The organism is Pseudomonas sp. RSB 5.4, assembly GCF_037126175.1.
Classification (GTDB): Bacteria; Pseudomonadota; Gammaproteobacteria; order Pseudomonadales; family Pseudomonadaceae; genus Aquipseudomonas; species Aquipseudomonas fluorescens_H.
This window is the reverse complement of sequence record NZ_CP146986.1, coordinates 73,630-89,202: the sequence shown is the minus strand read 5'-3', so window position 1 is coordinate 89,202 and position 15,573 is coordinate 73,630. Positions and strand designations below refer to the sequence as shown.

The 15,573-nt window shown below is 61.6% G+C and carries 14 protein-coding genes; all 14 read right to left on the bottom strand.

The features are described 5' to 3' along the window. Nucleotides 1-171: 171 nt before the first annotated feature. From pseI to rfbF, 14 genes are read right to left on the bottom strand one after another with little or no spacing between them, the layout of a single operon-like run. The gene (gene pseI, locus V9L13_RS00355; protein WP_338801141.1) at nt 172-1,224 is read right to left on the bottom strand and encodes a pseudaminic acid synthase; all 1,053 of its coding nucleotides are present in this window, start codon (nt 1,222-1,224) and stop codon (nt 172-174) included. Then, the gene (pseG, locus tag V9L13_RS00350) at nt 1,217-2,722 is read right to left on the bottom strand and encodes a UDP-2,4-diacetamido-2,4,6-trideoxy-beta-L-altropyranose hydrolase (RefSeq protein ID WP_338801140.1); all 1,506 of its coding nucleotides are present in this window, start codon (nt 2,720-2,722) and stop codon (nt 1,217-1,219) included. The genes pseI and pseG overlap by 8 nt, the downstream gene beginning before the upstream one ends. Continuing rightward, entirely contained in the window at nt 2,719-3,414 is a 696-nt protein-coding gene (gene pseF, locus V9L13_RS00345) for a pseudaminic acid cytidylyltransferase (RefSeq protein WP_338801139.1), read from the bottom strand. Before pseF ends, pseG begins: the two co-directional genes overlap by 4 nt. Further along, on the bottom strand, nt 3,411-4,031 hold the full coding sequence (locus V9L13_RS00340; RefSeq protein ID WP_338801137.1) for a pseudaminic acid biosynthesis-associated methylase: 621 nt from the start codon (nt 4,029-4,031) through the stop codon (nt 3,411-3,413). Before V9L13_RS00340 ends, pseF begins: the two co-directional genes overlap by 4 nt. 31 nt (nt 4,032-4,062) lie before the next feature. Next, the gene (gene pseC, locus V9L13_RS00335) at nt 4,063-5,220 is read right to left on the bottom strand and encodes a UDP-4-amino-4,6-dideoxy-N-acetyl-beta-L-altrosamine transaminase (RefSeq protein WP_338801136.1); all 1,158 of its coding nucleotides are present in this window, start codon (nt 5,218-5,220) and stop codon (nt 4,063-4,065) included. Then, on the bottom strand, nt 5,217-6,218 hold the full coding sequence (pseB, locus tag V9L13_RS00330; RefSeq protein WP_338801135.1) for a UDP-N-acetylglucosamine 4,6-dehydratase (inverting): 1,002 nt from the start codon (nt 6,216-6,218) through the stop codon (nt 5,217-5,219). The genes pseC and pseB overlap by 4 nt, the downstream gene beginning before the upstream one ends. A 22-nt stretch (nt 6,219-6,240) precedes the next feature. Beyond that, entirely contained in the window at nt 6,241-9,156 is a 2,916-nt protein-coding gene (locus tag V9L13_RS00325) for a TIGR00180 family glycosyltransferase (RefSeq protein WP_338801134.1), read from the bottom strand. Nucleotides 9,157-9,211: 55 nt separating this feature from the next. Continuing rightward, nucleotides 9,212-9,949 carry a cephalosporin hydroxylase family protein gene (locus V9L13_RS00320; protein ID WP_027614220.1) on the bottom strand — a complete coding sequence of 246 codons (738 nt, stop codon included), beginning with the start codon at nt 9,947-9,949 and terminating at the stop codon, nt 9,212-9,214. Between the two features lie 17 nt (nt 9,950-9,966). Continuing rightward, the gene (locus V9L13_RS00315) at nt 9,967-11,037 is read right to left on the bottom strand and encodes a class I SAM-dependent methyltransferase (protein WP_338801133.1); all 1,071 of its coding nucleotides are present in this window, start codon (nt 11,035-11,037) and stop codon (nt 9,967-9,969) included. Further along, entirely contained in the window at nt 11,034-11,885 is an 852-nt protein-coding gene (locus V9L13_RS00310; protein ID WP_338801132.1) for an NAD(P)-dependent oxidoreductase, read from the bottom strand. The genes V9L13_RS00315 and V9L13_RS00310 overlap by 4 nt, the downstream gene beginning before the upstream one ends. After that, a complete protein-coding gene (locus V9L13_RS00305; RefSeq protein WP_338801131.1) occupies nt 11,882-13,108 on the bottom strand; it encodes a class I SAM-dependent methyltransferase in 1,227 nt (408 codons plus the stop codon). Before V9L13_RS00305 ends, V9L13_RS00310 begins: the two co-directional genes overlap by 4 nt. Further along, the gene (gene rfbC, locus V9L13_RS00300) at nt 13,105-13,665 is read right to left on the bottom strand and encodes a dTDP-4-dehydrorhamnose 3,5-epimerase (protein ID WP_338801130.1); all 561 of its coding nucleotides are present in this window, start codon (nt 13,663-13,665) and stop codon (nt 13,105-13,107) included. The genes V9L13_RS00305 and rfbC overlap by 4 nt, the downstream gene beginning before the upstream one ends. Continuing rightward, nucleotides 13,662-14,744: a CDP-glucose 4,6-dehydratase gene (rfbG, locus tag V9L13_RS00295; protein WP_003222822.1), complete on the bottom strand. Its 1,083-nt coding sequence runs from the start codon at nt 14,742-14,744 to the stop codon at nt 13,662-13,664. The genes rfbC and rfbG overlap by 4 nt, the downstream gene beginning before the upstream one ends. Continuing rightward, on the bottom strand, nt 14,726-15,499 hold the full coding sequence (gene rfbF, locus V9L13_RS00290; protein WP_338801129.1) for a glucose-1-phosphate cytidylyltransferase: 774 nt from the start codon (nt 15,497-15,499) through the stop codon (nt 14,726-14,728). Before rfbF ends, rfbG begins: the two co-directional genes overlap by 19 nt. Nucleotides 15,500-15,573 lie beyond the last annotated feature (74 nt).

Below are 15,573 nucleotides of genomic sequence, written 5' to 3'. Positions count from 1 at the left end.
CGCCGACAAACAGAAAACGGCCGCCACAAAGGGCAGCCACGGGGAGCGCAAAGGGCTATCACTGGAACCGATACACGGCCAGGCGCCATCTCCCCGGTCAATACAATACAGTGAAGATGCGCGTTATGACTCGCAGGTCACGCTATTTTGCCGAATCGGTTGCAGATCGGGTTATTCGACCAACGACCAGTCCAGCGGCGTGCCGCGTTTGATCGCCAGACGAGCGCGACGACCGAGGACGGCATCGGTGTGCTTGGGCGGCAGACCGAGACCGGGGCGAATGGCGCGCAGATTGGCTGCGGTGAAGGGCTCACCGGCGGCCATGTCGGCGGTGACGTACAGCGAACGGCGATAAACCAGCGACTTGCGCTCGGCCTCGGTGACGCCGTAATGCACCTGGCCCATGGCCTGCCAGGCGCGTTCGGTTTCGACCACCAGACTGGCCAGTTCGGCGGGTTCCAGCGAGAAACTCGCGTCGACCCCACCTGCCGAACGGTCGAGGGTAAAGTGCTTTTCTACCACGGTCGCCCCGAGCGCCACAGCGGCCACGGACACGCCAACGCCCATGGAGTGATCGGAAAGACCCACCTCACAACCGAACAGCTCACGCAGGTGCGGGATCGTGCGCAGGTTGCTGTTGAGCGGCGTTGCCGGGTAAGTGCTGGTGCATTTGAGCAGCACCAGATCCTTGCACCCCGCCTCGCGGGCGGCACGCACGGTTTCGTCGAGTTCGGCGATGCTGGCCATGCCGGTGGAGATGATCAGCGGTTTGCCGGTCGCCGCCACGCGACGAATCAACGGCAGATCGGTGTTTTCGAAACTGGCGATCTTGTAGGCCGGCACGTCGAGGCTTTCGAGAAAGTCCACCGCCGTGTCATCGAACGGCGTCGAGAACGCGAGCATCCCCAGCTCTTTGGCCCGGGCGAAAATCGGTGCGTGCCACTCCCACGGGGTATGGGCTTTCTCATACAGGTCGTACAGCGAAGTACCGGCCCACAGGCTGTTCGGATCCTTGATGAAAAACTCGCCCTCGGTCAGATCCAGAGTCATGGTCTGCGCGGTGTACGTCTGCAACTTCAAGGCATGCGCGCCGGCCTTGGCGGCGGCCTCGACGATCTGCAGGGCCACCTCCAGCGACTGGTTATGGTTGCCGCTCATCTCGGCAATGATGAACGGCGGCGCATCGGCACCGATCAGACGCTCGCCAATCTTGAAACTACTCATCGCGGTGATCCTTCAAAACCTGGGTGAACGCGCAGGCACTCTGGGTGAATCCGGCGTCACGAAATACATTCAAAGAGGGGCGATTGCGCGGCAAGACCTGCGCGGTAATCGCGCTCAACTGCGGCCAGTGCTCGCGGACGAACGCCTCACCTCGCGCCAGCAGCGCCCTGCCCCAGCCGAGACCGAAACGCCCATCAAGCAGATACAGCGACACCTCAGCTTCGAAGCCGCGCAGGTCATAGCGCAAGACGCCAACCGGCCCGTCATCGGCCTCGGCAATCAACAGCAGGCGCTGCGGGTTGCGCAGGCTCGCATTGAGCCAATTCAGGTGCTGCGGCCATTCGATTGCAGCCGTGTCCAGTGACCAGCGCCGCACAGCCTCGGCATTGCGCCCGTCGAACAGTAGTTGCGCATCATCGAGGGTCGCCGGGCGCAGCGTGAGCACTGCACCGGCCAGCGCTGCCGCCACCCGCAACGCACCGCGCCCATCCACCAACTGTCGCGAGCGTTCGGCCAGGCTTTGGCGCAGATAGACATTGTCGACGACAAAACCGATGGCGTCGCGCAACTGCTCGACACTCACCTGCTCGCGGGCGCCCATGAACACATGCGCCCCCGCCGCTGCCATGACTTCGCCGTTGGCCTGCTGATTGTTCGATACCGCGATGCAGATCGTCGGCAGACCCAGCGCCGCGCGTTCCCAACTGGTGCCGCCGCCGGCGCCGATAAACAGATCGGCTTCGGTCATGCGTTGTTGGAAATCGCTGACGAAACTGTGCAGGCGCCAGTGGGGTCGGGTTTCGGCCAGTGCCTGCATCTCTGCCCAGGCCGGGTTGTCGGCACCGGCGACGAAATCCACTTCAAGCGCCGAAAAATCCGCCAGCGCCAGCATCGCGTGATGAGTCTGGCGAGCCGCATCGAAACCGCCGAAATTCACCAGCACACGGCGGGCCTTGGGTTTGATCTCGATGGCCGGGCAGACGAACTCTTCGCGCAGCATGGCGTAGCGCGGGCCGAGCAAGGTGCGGCAGCCTATGGGCAGCAGTGGCGCATAGTTTGCGCTGAGACCGGACAGGTTCTGATTGAGCAGCAGATCAACGCTGTAACGGCGGGTGGCGAGATCATCCACCGCCGCGACCCGAGGCGCCCAACGACGGGCGGCCGTCTGCCACTGATGATCGAGACCGTAGTGGTCGGCAATGATCCAGTCGAATGCGGCGTGACCTGCCAGCAAGGCGTCCAGCGCCTCGATATCAGCCTGCCACGGCAGCATCGATTCGATGGCTTGCTGCGGGTCTTCGTCGGGGTAGAAGTCCGGCAAGGCGAAGGTCTCGAAACCTTCGGCAGCCAAGGCATCGAGCCGATGCCCTGGCAACCGCCTGCAGGCAAAGGCGACATGACTGCCTTGCTTGCGCAGCACTCGTGCCAGCGTCAGGCAGCGGGCAATGTGGCCACTGCCGATGGTCGGCGAAGCGTCGGCGCGGATCAGCACTCTCATTGCAGTTCTCCGCCGGCCTTGAGCGCGGCGTAGAGGTATTCGGCGCGCTTCCAGTCTTCCAGCGTGTCGATGTCCTGCACCAGATGCCGCGGCAGAATCACCGGCAGGCTGGCGCTTGAATACAGCACCTCGTCGCGCAACCACGCATCGCTACGGCCCCAGTAAAACTGGCCGGCGTCCTGAAAAGCTTCAGGCAGATCCTGCGAGCGGGTATTGCGAAATTCCGGGTACAACGCAGTCAATGCGCCCTGCCCGTCCAGCGTCAGCGCCCGCTGCACGGGGAAACCAAAGCTGCACACGGAGAACGCAAACGACTTCTGCGGATGCTGCTGCAGCAACTCCAACCCCTGACGCAGAAAACGCGCCTGTAACAACGGCGCCGTGGCGTACACGCAGCAGGCGTAATCGAACGCGGGCAGTTGTTGCAAGGCATGCACGATCACCGCAGCAGTGCCGGTGAAATCATCCGCCAGTTCAGCCGGGCGCAGGAACGGCACTTGCGCACCATGGGCCAGCGCCAGCTCGGCAATTTCGGCGTCATCGGTGCTGACCACGACCTGTTCGAACAGGCCACTGTCGAGCGCCGTACGGATCGAGCGGACAATCATCGGCACACCGTCGAACGGCAACAGATTCTTGCGCGGGATGCGCTTGCTGCCACCACGGGCCGGGATGATTGCGACGCTGTTCAAGGACGTTTTTCCAGCAGAAACCAGGTGATGTCGTCCACCGGGAATTGCGGGTCACGGTGATAACCAAAGCCGTAATCGAGCAAGTGCAGATCGGCATAACGATCAAGCATTTCCCCGGCGAAATCGCGCTTGAACAGCTTGCCGCTGTTGCCGCGATAGGACACCTCCACCGGCGCCGGATTGTAGTACTCGGCGATCAGGATGTAGCGCTGGCTCAGCTCATACAGCTGCGCATAGGCAGTCGGCAGCAGTTCCGGCGCCAGATGGATCAGCACGCCTTTGCTCAGGGTCAGGTCGTAGCTGCGCTCGCGGGGAAAATCAAACAGCGAGCCGTGCCAGATCTGCGCGATGCCCAGTGCCCGCGCCTGAGCACAGGCGCTTTCATTGATCTCGACCCCGAACAATTCACTTTGCGGCAGCAACTGATGCAACGCCTGCAGGTTGTTGCCGGCATTGGTGCCCAGCTCCAGCAGACTTTCGATCCGGCCGGTGCGGCTCAAAGCCTTGGCGAACAACGCCAGGTTGGCCGCGACCAGCGGCTGTCCGACGTTGCGATCGACATACTGGTTGCCAAAGTCGCCCTGCCAGAATTTTTCCTGCTCACTCAGATCACGCATTGCACAGTCTCATTCGCCGCCGCAGCGGGATTTATTCGGTCAGCCGGCGCAATTGCTCGACCACATGATCCTGCTGCTCGTCACTGAGCAACGGGTACAGCGGCAGGCTGATCGCCTCGGCGTAATAACGCTCGGCTTCGGGGAAGTCGCCTTCGGCAAACCCCAGATCGCGATAGTACGGCTGCAAATGCACCGGAATATAGTGCAGGTTCACGCCGATACCGGCGGCACGCAAGCCTTCGAACACCTGACGGTGGGTCAGGCCGATGCGCTCGGTCTGCAGGCGCACCACGTACAGATGCCACGCCGAATCCGCCTCCGGCTGCGCGCTGGGCAAGGTCAGTGGCAGGTAGGCCAGTAAACGGTCGTAACGCGCCGCCAGTTCGCGGCGACGGGCGATGAAGCCGTCCAGCTTGGCCAGTTGCGACAGGCCCAGCGCCGCCTGCAAATCGGTGATCCGGTAATTGAAACCCAGCTCGATCTGCTGGTAATACCACGGGCCGTGGCTGGGTTCGCTCATCTGCTGCGGATCGCGGGTCATGCCATGGCTGCGCAGACGTTGCAGACGCTCCGCCAGTTGCGGGCGATTGGTCAGGACCATGCCGCCTTCGGCGCTGGTGATGATCTTCACCGGGTGGAAACTGAACACGGTCATTGCTGCGAATTCCCCGCAACCCACCGGGCGCCCGGCGTAGCTGGCGCCCACGGCGTGCGAGGCATCTTCGATCACGGTGAAGTTGTAGCGCTCGGCCAATTCGGCAATCTTGCGCAGGTCGCAGCTCTGCCCGGAGAACGCCACCGCCACCAACACTTTCGGCAACGTGCCATCCTGCTCGGCCTGATCGAGCTTCGCGGCGAGGGCGAAGGCATCGAGGTTCCAGGTCAGTGGATCGATGTCGACGAAATCCACATCGGCGCCGCAGTAGCGCCCGCAGTTGGCCGAAGCCAAAAAAGTGTTCGGCGTGGTCCACAAGCGATCGCCCGGGCCAAGGCCGGCCGCGAGGCAGGCGATGTGCAGCGCCGCCGTGGCGTTGCACACCGCCACGGCGAAGTCGGCCTCGCATCGTTCGGCCATTGCCTGCTCGAAACGCTCGATGCTCGGGCCCTGGGTCAGCCAGTCCGATTGCAGCACCTCGACCACTGCATCGATGTCCGCCTGATCAACGCTCTGCCGACCGTAGGGAATCATGCCGAGAGCTTCGCGTGCAGCTCGGCGATCTGCCCGACCGAGAGGTAGTGCGGATTGGTATCGGAGCGGTATTCGAAATCTTCATTCACCGGCCGGCCATGCTCGCCGAGCTTGTCCACGGAGAAATCGACATCGACGCTGGTGAAGCGGATCGACGGCTGAATCGTGTAGTGATCTTCAAACTCCAGGGTCATCCGCGCATCGTCCAGCGGCACCATCAGTTCATGCAGTTTTTCACCGGGACGAATACCGACGTTCTTGTGCGGCAGATGCTCGGCCATGCCTCGCGCCAGATCGACGATGCGAATCGACGGGATCTTCGGCACGAACACTTCGCCACCGTGCATCCGCGCAAAGCTGTCGAGGACAAACTGCACGCCGTGATCGAGGGTGATCCAGAAGCGGGTCATGCGCTCGTCGGTGATCGGCAGCTCCGTAGCACCGTCGGCAATCAGCTTGCTGAAGAACGGCACCACCGACCCCCGCGAGCCCGCCACGTTGCCGTAGCGCACCACGGCAAAACGCGTTTGTTGTTCGCCGGCAATGTTGTTGGCGGCGACGAACAGTTTGTCCGAGAGCAGCTTGGTTGCGCCATACAGGTTGATCGGGCTGGCAGCCTTGTCGGTGGACAGCGCCACGACTTTCTTCACGCCGTTGTCGATGGCAGCGGCGATGATGTTCTCCGCGCCATTGACGTTGGTGCGAATGCATTCGGTCGGGTTGTACTCCGCCGCCGGCACCTGCTTGAGCGCCGCCGCGTGCACCACGTAGTCGATGCCGCGCATGGCCTGCCGCAGACGATCGGCGTCGCGCACGTCACCGAGAAAGTAACGCATGCATGGCGCGTTGAACGTCTGCTGCATTTCGTACTGCTTGAGCTCATCGCGGGAGAACACCACCACGCGCTTGGGCTGGTATTGCTCAAGCAGACGGGCGATGAACTTGCGCCCGAACGAGCCGGTGCCGCCGGAGATGAAGATCGATTTACCGTTGAACATGTTCGGATTCCTGTCGGCCGGCTCAGGCGAGCAACTGCGCCCAATTGATCGGGGCACTGTCGCCCAGAGTGAAGCCTTTGCCGGTCAGGGCCAGGTTGGCGTTATACGCCGGATCCTGGGCGAAGGCCGCGCTCCATTTCTCCCGTAATGCCGCCAATGCTTCGGGAGCCTGCGGCAGTTCGCCGGTGTGCAGCACCTGCACCAGCGGCGTCCACACCGTGAGGTAACCGGCCTGACCGGCCTTGAGGCACAAATCGACGTCGCTGAAACCGTCGGCAAAGGTCACTTCGTCCAGACCGCCGAGCGCGTCGAACAACTCTTTGCGCACCATCAGGCACACCTTCGACACGGCTGAGTAATTCTGCTCGACGACGAGGCGCTGCATATAGCCTTCGGTCGTGTGTGTTTCGCCGATGAAGGCCGATCCGACGCCACCGTTCAGACCAAGAATCAAACCGGCCTGAGAAATCTTGCCGTCGCGATCAATCATTTTGGCTCCCACGATGCCGACTTCCGGACGCTGAGCGTGGTTGAGCAAAGACTCGAGCCAGTTCGGATTGACCACTTCGCTGTCCGCTGCCAGCAGTACCAGATACTCGCCCTGTGCCTCCTGACTCGCCGCATTGCACAGTGCCACCTCAGTCAGTGGCCGATCGGCGTACAGCACGCGCACCCTGGCATTCTGCAGAGAACCCAGCCAGTCATTGATCGCAGCCGACAAATGCGGATTGGCCGCAATCAGCACCTCATAACGGGTGTAGCGCGTTCGCAACAACACGCCGTTCAGGCAGCGTTGCAGTTCCGCAAGATCGCCGCCCGCAGGCAGGATGATCGAAACCTTCGGCTGTTCGCAATGGCGGTAATCAATCTGGTAGGTCCCCGGCACTGTCGAACTGATCCGCGCCTTGTAGCCACGATGACCCAGGTGACGCAACAAGGCCTGACGCTCGTGGGCGTTTTCTTCCAGCACCGCTGCCTGGGTAATCAACAACGGTTCGTCAAGGTGGGCCAGGCCACCGAGCCCTTCTTGCTCAATGATCCGTAGCAGCAAGTCGAATTCCAGCGCCTTGTGGAAATCCGACTGATAACCGCCAACCTCAAGCAGTACCTCTCGGCGAATCAACCAGTGGCGCGCCATCAACGAAGGAACACTCTGCAGCAGATCCAGATTGAAGCCGGGGCGGAACACGTCAATCAGCGCCCCGCCTTCCTTGCGCTGGACTTCATCGGTGGCAACCGCGTGAACGCCCTCGACGGACATCAACTCCAGGCTGGCACGCAGCAATCCGCTCGACGTGAACTCATCCCCCGCCTGCGCCAGCAACATCCAATCGCAGGGAGACTGCCGAATGCTCTGGTTGAGCCTGTCGACAAAATTGCCTGGAGTGACCCGGACAAAATGCAGAATGTTTTGCGCCGTGGTTGCCGCTGGTGGTTCGCCGGTGGTGAGCACGACAATCTTGAACGCCTTGCAGTGCCCCTCGAGCAGGCTGTCGAGAGAGACCTGCAGTTTGTCGATGTCGTTATCCAGATCAAGCAGGAAAATCCCGAACTGCGGACCACCACCGTTAGTTGCCAGGTGCTGACGGATTGACTCGAACTGTTGTTCGGAAGGCGCTCGCGCGGCCAGCCAGTTGAGCAGGCGACCCGACGTCATATTGTCAAAGACTGCGCGATGATCGTCGACGCTCAGCGACTCGAGACGGGCAATCCATTCATGAATCGCCGGCGCCGCTTCGGCGTCGCCCAACAGGTCCAATTGCCCCGCCAGACGCTTGAGCACATTTCGATTGAAGGCATTGAGGTCATGCGCCTGCCACAAACGGTCCAGCACACTCTCTGGATTATCGTTATTGCGTGCCTGCAACAGGTGCGTCTGGCGCGCCCAGATACCTTCTAGCCCTTCCAGCTGCATGCGCCCGGCCGGCATGGCGTGCAGCATGAATTCGAACTGTTCCAGACGGTCGAAGAACGCCTGGTTGTAGAACGGCATCTCGACATATTGCAGTGGTCCGAAACGACGATCCGGTACTTTCGAGTGCTGATTCCAGGTGGATTCAAAAATCAACTCGGCAGCCAGAGCCCGGCCGGTCCGCAGACTCTCGGCCATCGCTTCGTAACTCTGTTCGACGAAGGCCTTGGCCTGTTCGGTGTCCAGGCCATTGATCTCGGTCGGCAGCGTTATAAGGAAATCGGTGAAAGCCTCGCGTTCGGCAACCGACTTACTGTCGACGTAAGTAAGCGAGTGATACACATCCGTGCTGTGCTCGGAGGCACCATAGTTGATCTCGCGAACCACGTAAGGCATCGGCAGGATCCGCGCCTTGGCACTGGCCAGCAGAAAATACACGTGACCGATTTCCTGCCATTGGAAACTGGTACCCGGCGGCAGCGCCGAATGCCAAGTCTTCATCAGATCGGTACGGGTCACCGCGTAGAACGGCGGGATGTACTGACTCATGTAATCGATGACCCGATCCTGAGCCCGCTCCGACGCATAATCTTCCTGGACCTTCTTGTCGCGGCGGTAGTAACTCACCCCGTGTGCCAGAGACAGGTACATCAGGCAGTAGCCGTGGCACATGCCGTAGTCCTGATTCGCCTGCAGGAAACCGACGGACTCGGCCAGCGAATCGTGCAGGATAAAATCGTCGTCAGCCGCCAGCACCATGTACGGCGTGGTCAGTCGCTCTACACCATAAGCCAGTTTGGACTGCATGCCCCAGTAAGCGAACTGCGGCACATGGTGATAATCGACGGCGGAAAAATCCCCTTCCGGCCGCTCGGGTGTGGAGTCGAGCACCATGATCCGGCAGGGCAAGCTGCTGTAATACTTCACCGCCCGGCGCAGGAACGCCGGCCGATTGTGAGTAATCAGCACCACGGTCAACAGCTCGTTGAGCGGTAGCGCCAGTTCAGAACTGTACTTGCCTTGCATAACTTCTCTCCACAACCGGCGACTCGCCGAGATAACGCTTTGGTGATGTTGCGAATTAACGAACGCGACGCAGATAGCCGTCCGGCGCCACGGTGATCAGCAGCTTGTTCTGCAATTGCTGGTCGATCTCGAAATCCTGGTTCTCTTCCAGGTACTTCCACACTGCGGTTTTAGGATTATCACCCGGGCCCCAAGGGCGATCCGGGAAGAAATCGGCCGGCATGTCTTCGACCACGGTGTCCATCACCACGCAGTAGCTGTCGACCGAGACCAGCGGCGCGTAAAGGCGCAGCTCTTCGAGCACGTGGTCGTGGGTGTGGTTGGAGTCGAGCACCAGAATGACCTTCTTGCCCTTGGCCGCAGCCTGCACCTGAGCGGCGATGGCCGGGTCGATGCTCGAACCTTCGATCATCTTGATGCGCTTGGCCATCGGGTGGCTTTCGATCGCTTCACGGTTGTGCGGGCGGATGTCGAGGTCGATGCCCAGCACTTCGCCGTGACCTTGCAGTTCCAGCAGGGAGGCGTAGTAGATGATCGAACCGCCGTGGGCGATGCCGCACTCGATGACCAGATCCGGCTTGACCTGCCAGATGATCTCCTGCATCGCCATCATGTCTTGTGGCAACTGGATGATCGGGCGGCCCATCCACGAGAAGTGGTAGCTGTACTTGTGTTTGGCCGATTCGTTGAAGAAGTCACGGGCCAGGCCAGTGAGTTTCTGGTCGTCACCCTGCTGGGCGATCTGCTCGCGGCATTCGGCTTCGAAGGCTTGGTTGATGCTGTTGTCGGTCATGTTCAAAGTCTCAATGGTCACTGGAACGAAGCGCTATCGACGGCGTGATAGACGTAGCGTCCACCGGTCATCCGCTTGATTTCTTCGAGGTAATTGGAGTTCATCACAAACAGGTGGGCGCCTTCGGGCAAGGCATCCATGGCCTCTTGCGGCGAGGACACTCGCGCGCCGCTCAGGGGTAGATAACGCCCCTGCTTGGCCGGGTTGATATCCACCACACGATCCACCGCGACACCCGCGCGCTGCAGGAACAGCGAGTAGATCACGCCTTTGGACGATGCGCCCCAGATCGCCGAACCCTGCTCGGGTGCGGATTGAATGATCTGCACCGCGCGCTCAAGGCTCGCCGTGAAACCGTCCGGCAGCGTCAGGCGTGGCACCGGTTGCTGCGGGGTCAGGCGCAACGTCGACAGGTCGGCGACGATGTACAGGTACTGGCCACCGAACAGGTGACCGGCCTCGTGCACGGTGCCGAACATCCGGCGCAGGTCATCGAGGCGGAAATAATTGACGTGCTCGTAGAACAGGTCGAACCAGGCCTTGTGCTCGAGGATCCAGTCGAAGCACGGCACTTCGATGTAGATCTGCCCGCCCTGATTGGCTTCGGCAATCACCGCCAGAAAGCTCACCGGATCTTCGATGTGTTCCAGCACATGGCGCAGGACGATGGCGTCCGCCGCCAGGCCGAGACCACGGGTGAACGGCGCCTTGATCACGTCGGCGTTTTCGCCTTCGTAGGCCGGATCGATCCCGGTGATCGAATAACCGAGGCCCTTGAGCAGCTCAAGGAAGTAGCCCTTGCCGCAGCCGACTTCGATCAGCTCCTGACCCTTGAAGTGCCTGGCGATGATGCCTTCGACGTCGCTCAGGTGCTTCTGGAACTGGCCCGAATGGGCCTGCTCGTTCTGATAGTCAGCGTCATAGCTGAGCTTGTCGGCATCGAACGCGGCGTTGAAGATCAGGCCGCTGCGCTCATCCTGCACCAGCAGCATGTCGGCGCTGGCCGAAGCCTTGGCCGACTCCGGGTCGGCAAAGGTGCGGTTCTGCAACACCGGCAGGTCGGTAACCCGATACAACTCGTGCCTCATTGCGGCTCTCCCAGTAGCTGTTGCAAACGCTCGGTCACGGCCCAGAACGCCATCGGTTCATGGGTCGGATAAGGGTAATGGCCGAGGTTCAGATTCAGTGCCGCACCGCGCTCGCGCAGCCGTTGTTCAACCAGTGCGCGCACCGATACCGGTTGGCCGCTGGCGCAGTTGATCACGCCGTTGAAATCGCGCTGATGGACGATCGTGGCGAGGTAAGCGGCGGCGCTGGCGATCGGCAAAAAGTCCCGCAACTGCTCGCCGCCAGACATGTTGAACGACGCCTCCCCTGCATCGATCGCCCGGTCCAGCGCTGCCAGCAGACTGTTGGGGTTCTGCCCTTCGCCATGCAGATAGAACAGACGCGCCCACTGCAAGGTGAACGGTTTTTCCTGCTGCAGATTTTGCAAAAACAGATGCAGCGTGTGTTTCGCCAGACCGTAAGGATTGCTCGGCTGCGGCTCGACCTGCTCACTGAGCGGGCCGCTTTGCATGCCGTACTCGAAGCAGGTGCCCGTCACCAGCACTTGCGCCACACCCGCCTCGACCGCGCTTTTGATAAAGCGGTAGTCGGCCATCAGGTTGTGCTCGAAATGGAACAGCGCCCGATAGTTCGGCAACCCCGGCCAGGCCAGATGCGCGAGGACCTCGATGCCGTCGGTGAGCGCCGCAATATCCAGATCCGCCGCATGAATATCCGCCGCGACGAATTCGACGTCGTTGATCCACGGCATGCTCGCAGCCGTATCTGAATTGCGCGCCACCGCGCGAACGTCGCAGCCACGCGCGAGCAACGCCGCGACCAGATGCCGGCCGACGAAGCCCGTGGCCCCGGTGACCAGAACTTTCACAGGATTTTCATCTCAGGCACGGCGATCACGAAGCGCCCGTCCCACTGACGCACCTGCGCCAGTTGCTGACTGACTTCGTGCAGCAGGTTCCACGGCAGTACCAGCACGTAGTCCGGTTTTTCGCTATCGATCTGCGTCGGCGCGACAATCGGGATACGGCTGCCCGGCAGAAACTTGCCCTGCTTGTGCGGGTTAGCATCGGCCACCCACGCCAGCAGGTCGGGTTTGACCCCGGCGTAGTTGAGCAAGGTGTTGCCCTTGGCCGCCGCGCCGTAACCGACCACACGCTTGCCGTCGGCCTTGGCCTGCAACAGGAAGCGCAGCAGTTCATGCTTGATGCGTTCGGCAGCCGGCGCGAGGGTCGCGTAGTACTCAGGGGTTTTCACCCCGGCATCCAGTTCGGCCTGCAACTGTTGCTGCACCGCCGGCTGCACCGCACGCCGTTCGCCGTCCTGGCGTTGCACGAACACCCGCAGCGAACCGCCATGAGTGCTCAACTGACTGACATCAAACACTTCCAGACCATTGCGCTCGCACAGTGCCTGCACCGCGGTCAGCGACAGATAGGAATAGTGCTCGTGGTACAGCGTGTCGAACTGCGCACCGGCCATCAGCGTCAGCAGTTGCGGAAATTCAAAAGTGGCGACGCCGGTTGGCTTGAGCAGCGTGGCGAAACCACCGAGGAAATCATTGATGTCCGGCACATGCGCGAGCACGTTATTGGCGGCCATCAGGTCGGCACCCCAGCCTTCGCTTTTCAGCTGTGCTGCGCTGTCGCGACCGAAGAACACTTCACGAATCTGCAGACCCTTTTCCCGCGCCGCTTGCGCGGTGCTGCGGGTCGGCTCGACACCCAGACACGGGATGCCGCGAGCAGCGACGTACTGCAGCAGATAGCCGTCATTGGCGGCAATTTCGACCACACGGCTGTCGGCGTTCAGAGCAAAGCGCTCGACCATCTCGGCGACATAGCGCTCGGCATGGGCCAGCCAGGTGCTGGAGAACGAACTGAAGTAAGCGTACTCGGCATCGAACAGGCTGTCGGCGCGGGTGTAATCCTCGGTCTGCACCAGCCAGCATTGCTGGCACACGGCAACCTTCAGCGGCACCCATTGCTCGGCCTGTTCCAGGCGCTCGGCGTGCACGTAGGCGTTGGACGGTGGCGAGGTGCCGAGGTCGATCAGCGGCAGGCTCAGCGGTGCGGCGCACCCACGGCAGTTCATAGACGCACTCCAGCAAAGTGTTGATCGAGCGCGGGATGGCTGGAATCACGCGCTGACAAATTATTGACAGGCAACGGCCAGGCAATCGCCAGCCGTGGATCGTTCACCGACAGACCGCCCTCATGTTCCGGCGCGTAATCAGCGCTGTGCAGGTAAAGCAGTTCGGCGTCGTCGCTCAGGGTCTGGAAGCCGTGGGCGAAGCCGGCCGGAATCAACAGGCTGCGACCGTCGCCGGCCTGCAGATGCTCGGCGTGCCAGTGCAAAAAGGTTTCGGAATCAGGGCGCAGATCCACCGCCACATCCCACACCTCACCGCGCAGACAGGTGATCAGCTTGGCTTCCGGTGCATTGGCGTTCTGGTAATGCAGACCGCGCACACTGCCCTTCTCGCGGGTGCAGGAATGGTTGATCTGGCGGATGTGAAATTCGCTGCCGAACGCGCTCAGGCTGCCTTCGCAGAACAACCGGGCGAAGTGCCCGCGCTGATCTTCGAAACGTTTGTGCTGGACGCTGAACAGCCCGGCCAGCGGCAACGGTTTCAAGGAAAACTCGCTCACAGCGCGCCTCGGTACAGGTTCAGTTGACCGAGAGTGACGTTGCGCATGTCATCGCCGTTCTGCCACGCCAGATGCCAGTCGAGGGTCTGGGTCAGGCACTGCTGCAAGGTCCAACGTGGCTGCCAGCCCAACACCTGACGGGCGCGACTGCTGTCCAGGCGCAGCAGGCCAGCCTCGTGCAGCTCGCTTTTTTCGATGCGCAAACCGCGTGCCTGTGGCCAGCGACTGGCGAGCAGTTCGACCACTTCGCCGACGCTGCACATGTCCGCCTCGCCCGGGCCGAAGTTCCACGCCCCGGCGTATTCCGGGCCTTGTTCGTAGAGCCCCGCCGCCAGTTGCAGGTAACCGGCCAGCGGTTCCAGCGCGTGCTGCCACGGGCGCACGGCTTGCGGGTAACGCAGGGTCACCGGCTCGTCGGCAGTCCAGGCTTTGAGCACGTCGGGAATCAGGCGCTCCGGGGCGAAGTCGCCGCCGCCCAGCACGTTGCCAGCGCGCGCGGTGGCCAGGGCCAGACCGTGCTCGGCGTACTTGTCGGCCGGGAAGAACGACGCCGCATAAGACTGTGCCAACAATTCGCAGCAGGCCTTGCTGCTGCTGTAAGGATCGTGCCCGCCAAGGGCTTCGTCTTCGCGGTACGGCCACAGCCATTCCTTGTTGGCGTAAACCTTGTCGGTGGTCACCAGCACGCAGGCGCGTACGCAACCGACCTGACGGATCGCTTCGAGCAGGTTCAGCGTGCCCATGACATTGCTGGAGTAAGTCCCCAGCGGGTCGCGATAGCCTTCACGCACCAGTGGCTGCGCGGCCAGGTGCAGGACGATCTCCGGCTCGGTGTCGGCAATGATCTCCAGCAACGCGCCGAGATCGCGCAGATCACCGCGCTGATCGTTGATCCCTTCGTGAACCCGCGCCAGTTCATACAGGCTCGGTTCGGTCGACGGATCCAGCGAGAAACCGCTGACTTGCGCGCCGAGGCTTTGCAGCCACAGGGTCAGCCAACTGCCCTTGAAACCGGTGTGACCGGTGACCAGCACACGTTTGCCGCGCCAGAAATCCGCGCTCAGGCCCATTGCTTCCATGGGGCCTCCCCGCTCTGCCACAGCGCTTCGAGATGGTTCTTGTCGCGCAGGGTGTCCATCGGATGCCAGAAGCCTTCGTGTTCGAAGGCGTTCAACTGTTCTTCCTGAGCCAGACGCGCCAGCGGCTCGGCTTCCCAGGTGGTTTCATCGCCAGTGATATAGGACAGGACTTTGGGTGACAGCACGAAGAAGCCGCCGTTGATCCAGCCACCGTCGCCGCGCGGTTTCTCGGTGAAACCCAGCACCTGATCGCCCTGGCGCTCGAGGGCGCCGTAACGTCCCGGCGGCTGCACCGCGGTGACGGTGGCCAGGCGACCGTGGGCTTTGTGGTAATCGACGAGCTGAGCAATGTTGATGTCGGAAACGCCATCGCCGTAGGTGAAGCAGAACGCCTCTTCATCCTTGAGGTAACGACCGGCACGCAACAGACGACCACCGGTCATGGTTTCCTCGCCGGTGTCGATCAGGGTGACGCTCCACGGCTCGCTGTAATTCTGATGCACGTCCATGCGGTTCTCGCGCATGTTGAAAGTGACGTCGGAGGTGTGCAGGAAGTAGTTGGCGAAGAAGTCCTTGATCGCATAGCCCTTGTAGCCCAGGCAAATCACGAAGTCGTGGATTCCGTGAGCGGAATACTGCTTCATGATGTGCCAGAGAATTGGCTTGCCGCCGATCTCGATCATCGGCTTGGGCTTGAGGTGCGACTCTTCACTGATGCGTGTGCCGAGGCCACCCGCCAAAATAACTGCCTTCATCGTCTCCCCTCTCGTTCGTCACTGGGCTGCGCATGGCTTTTTTGAGCGATGCGCGCCGTCTGGCTAACCCTTTT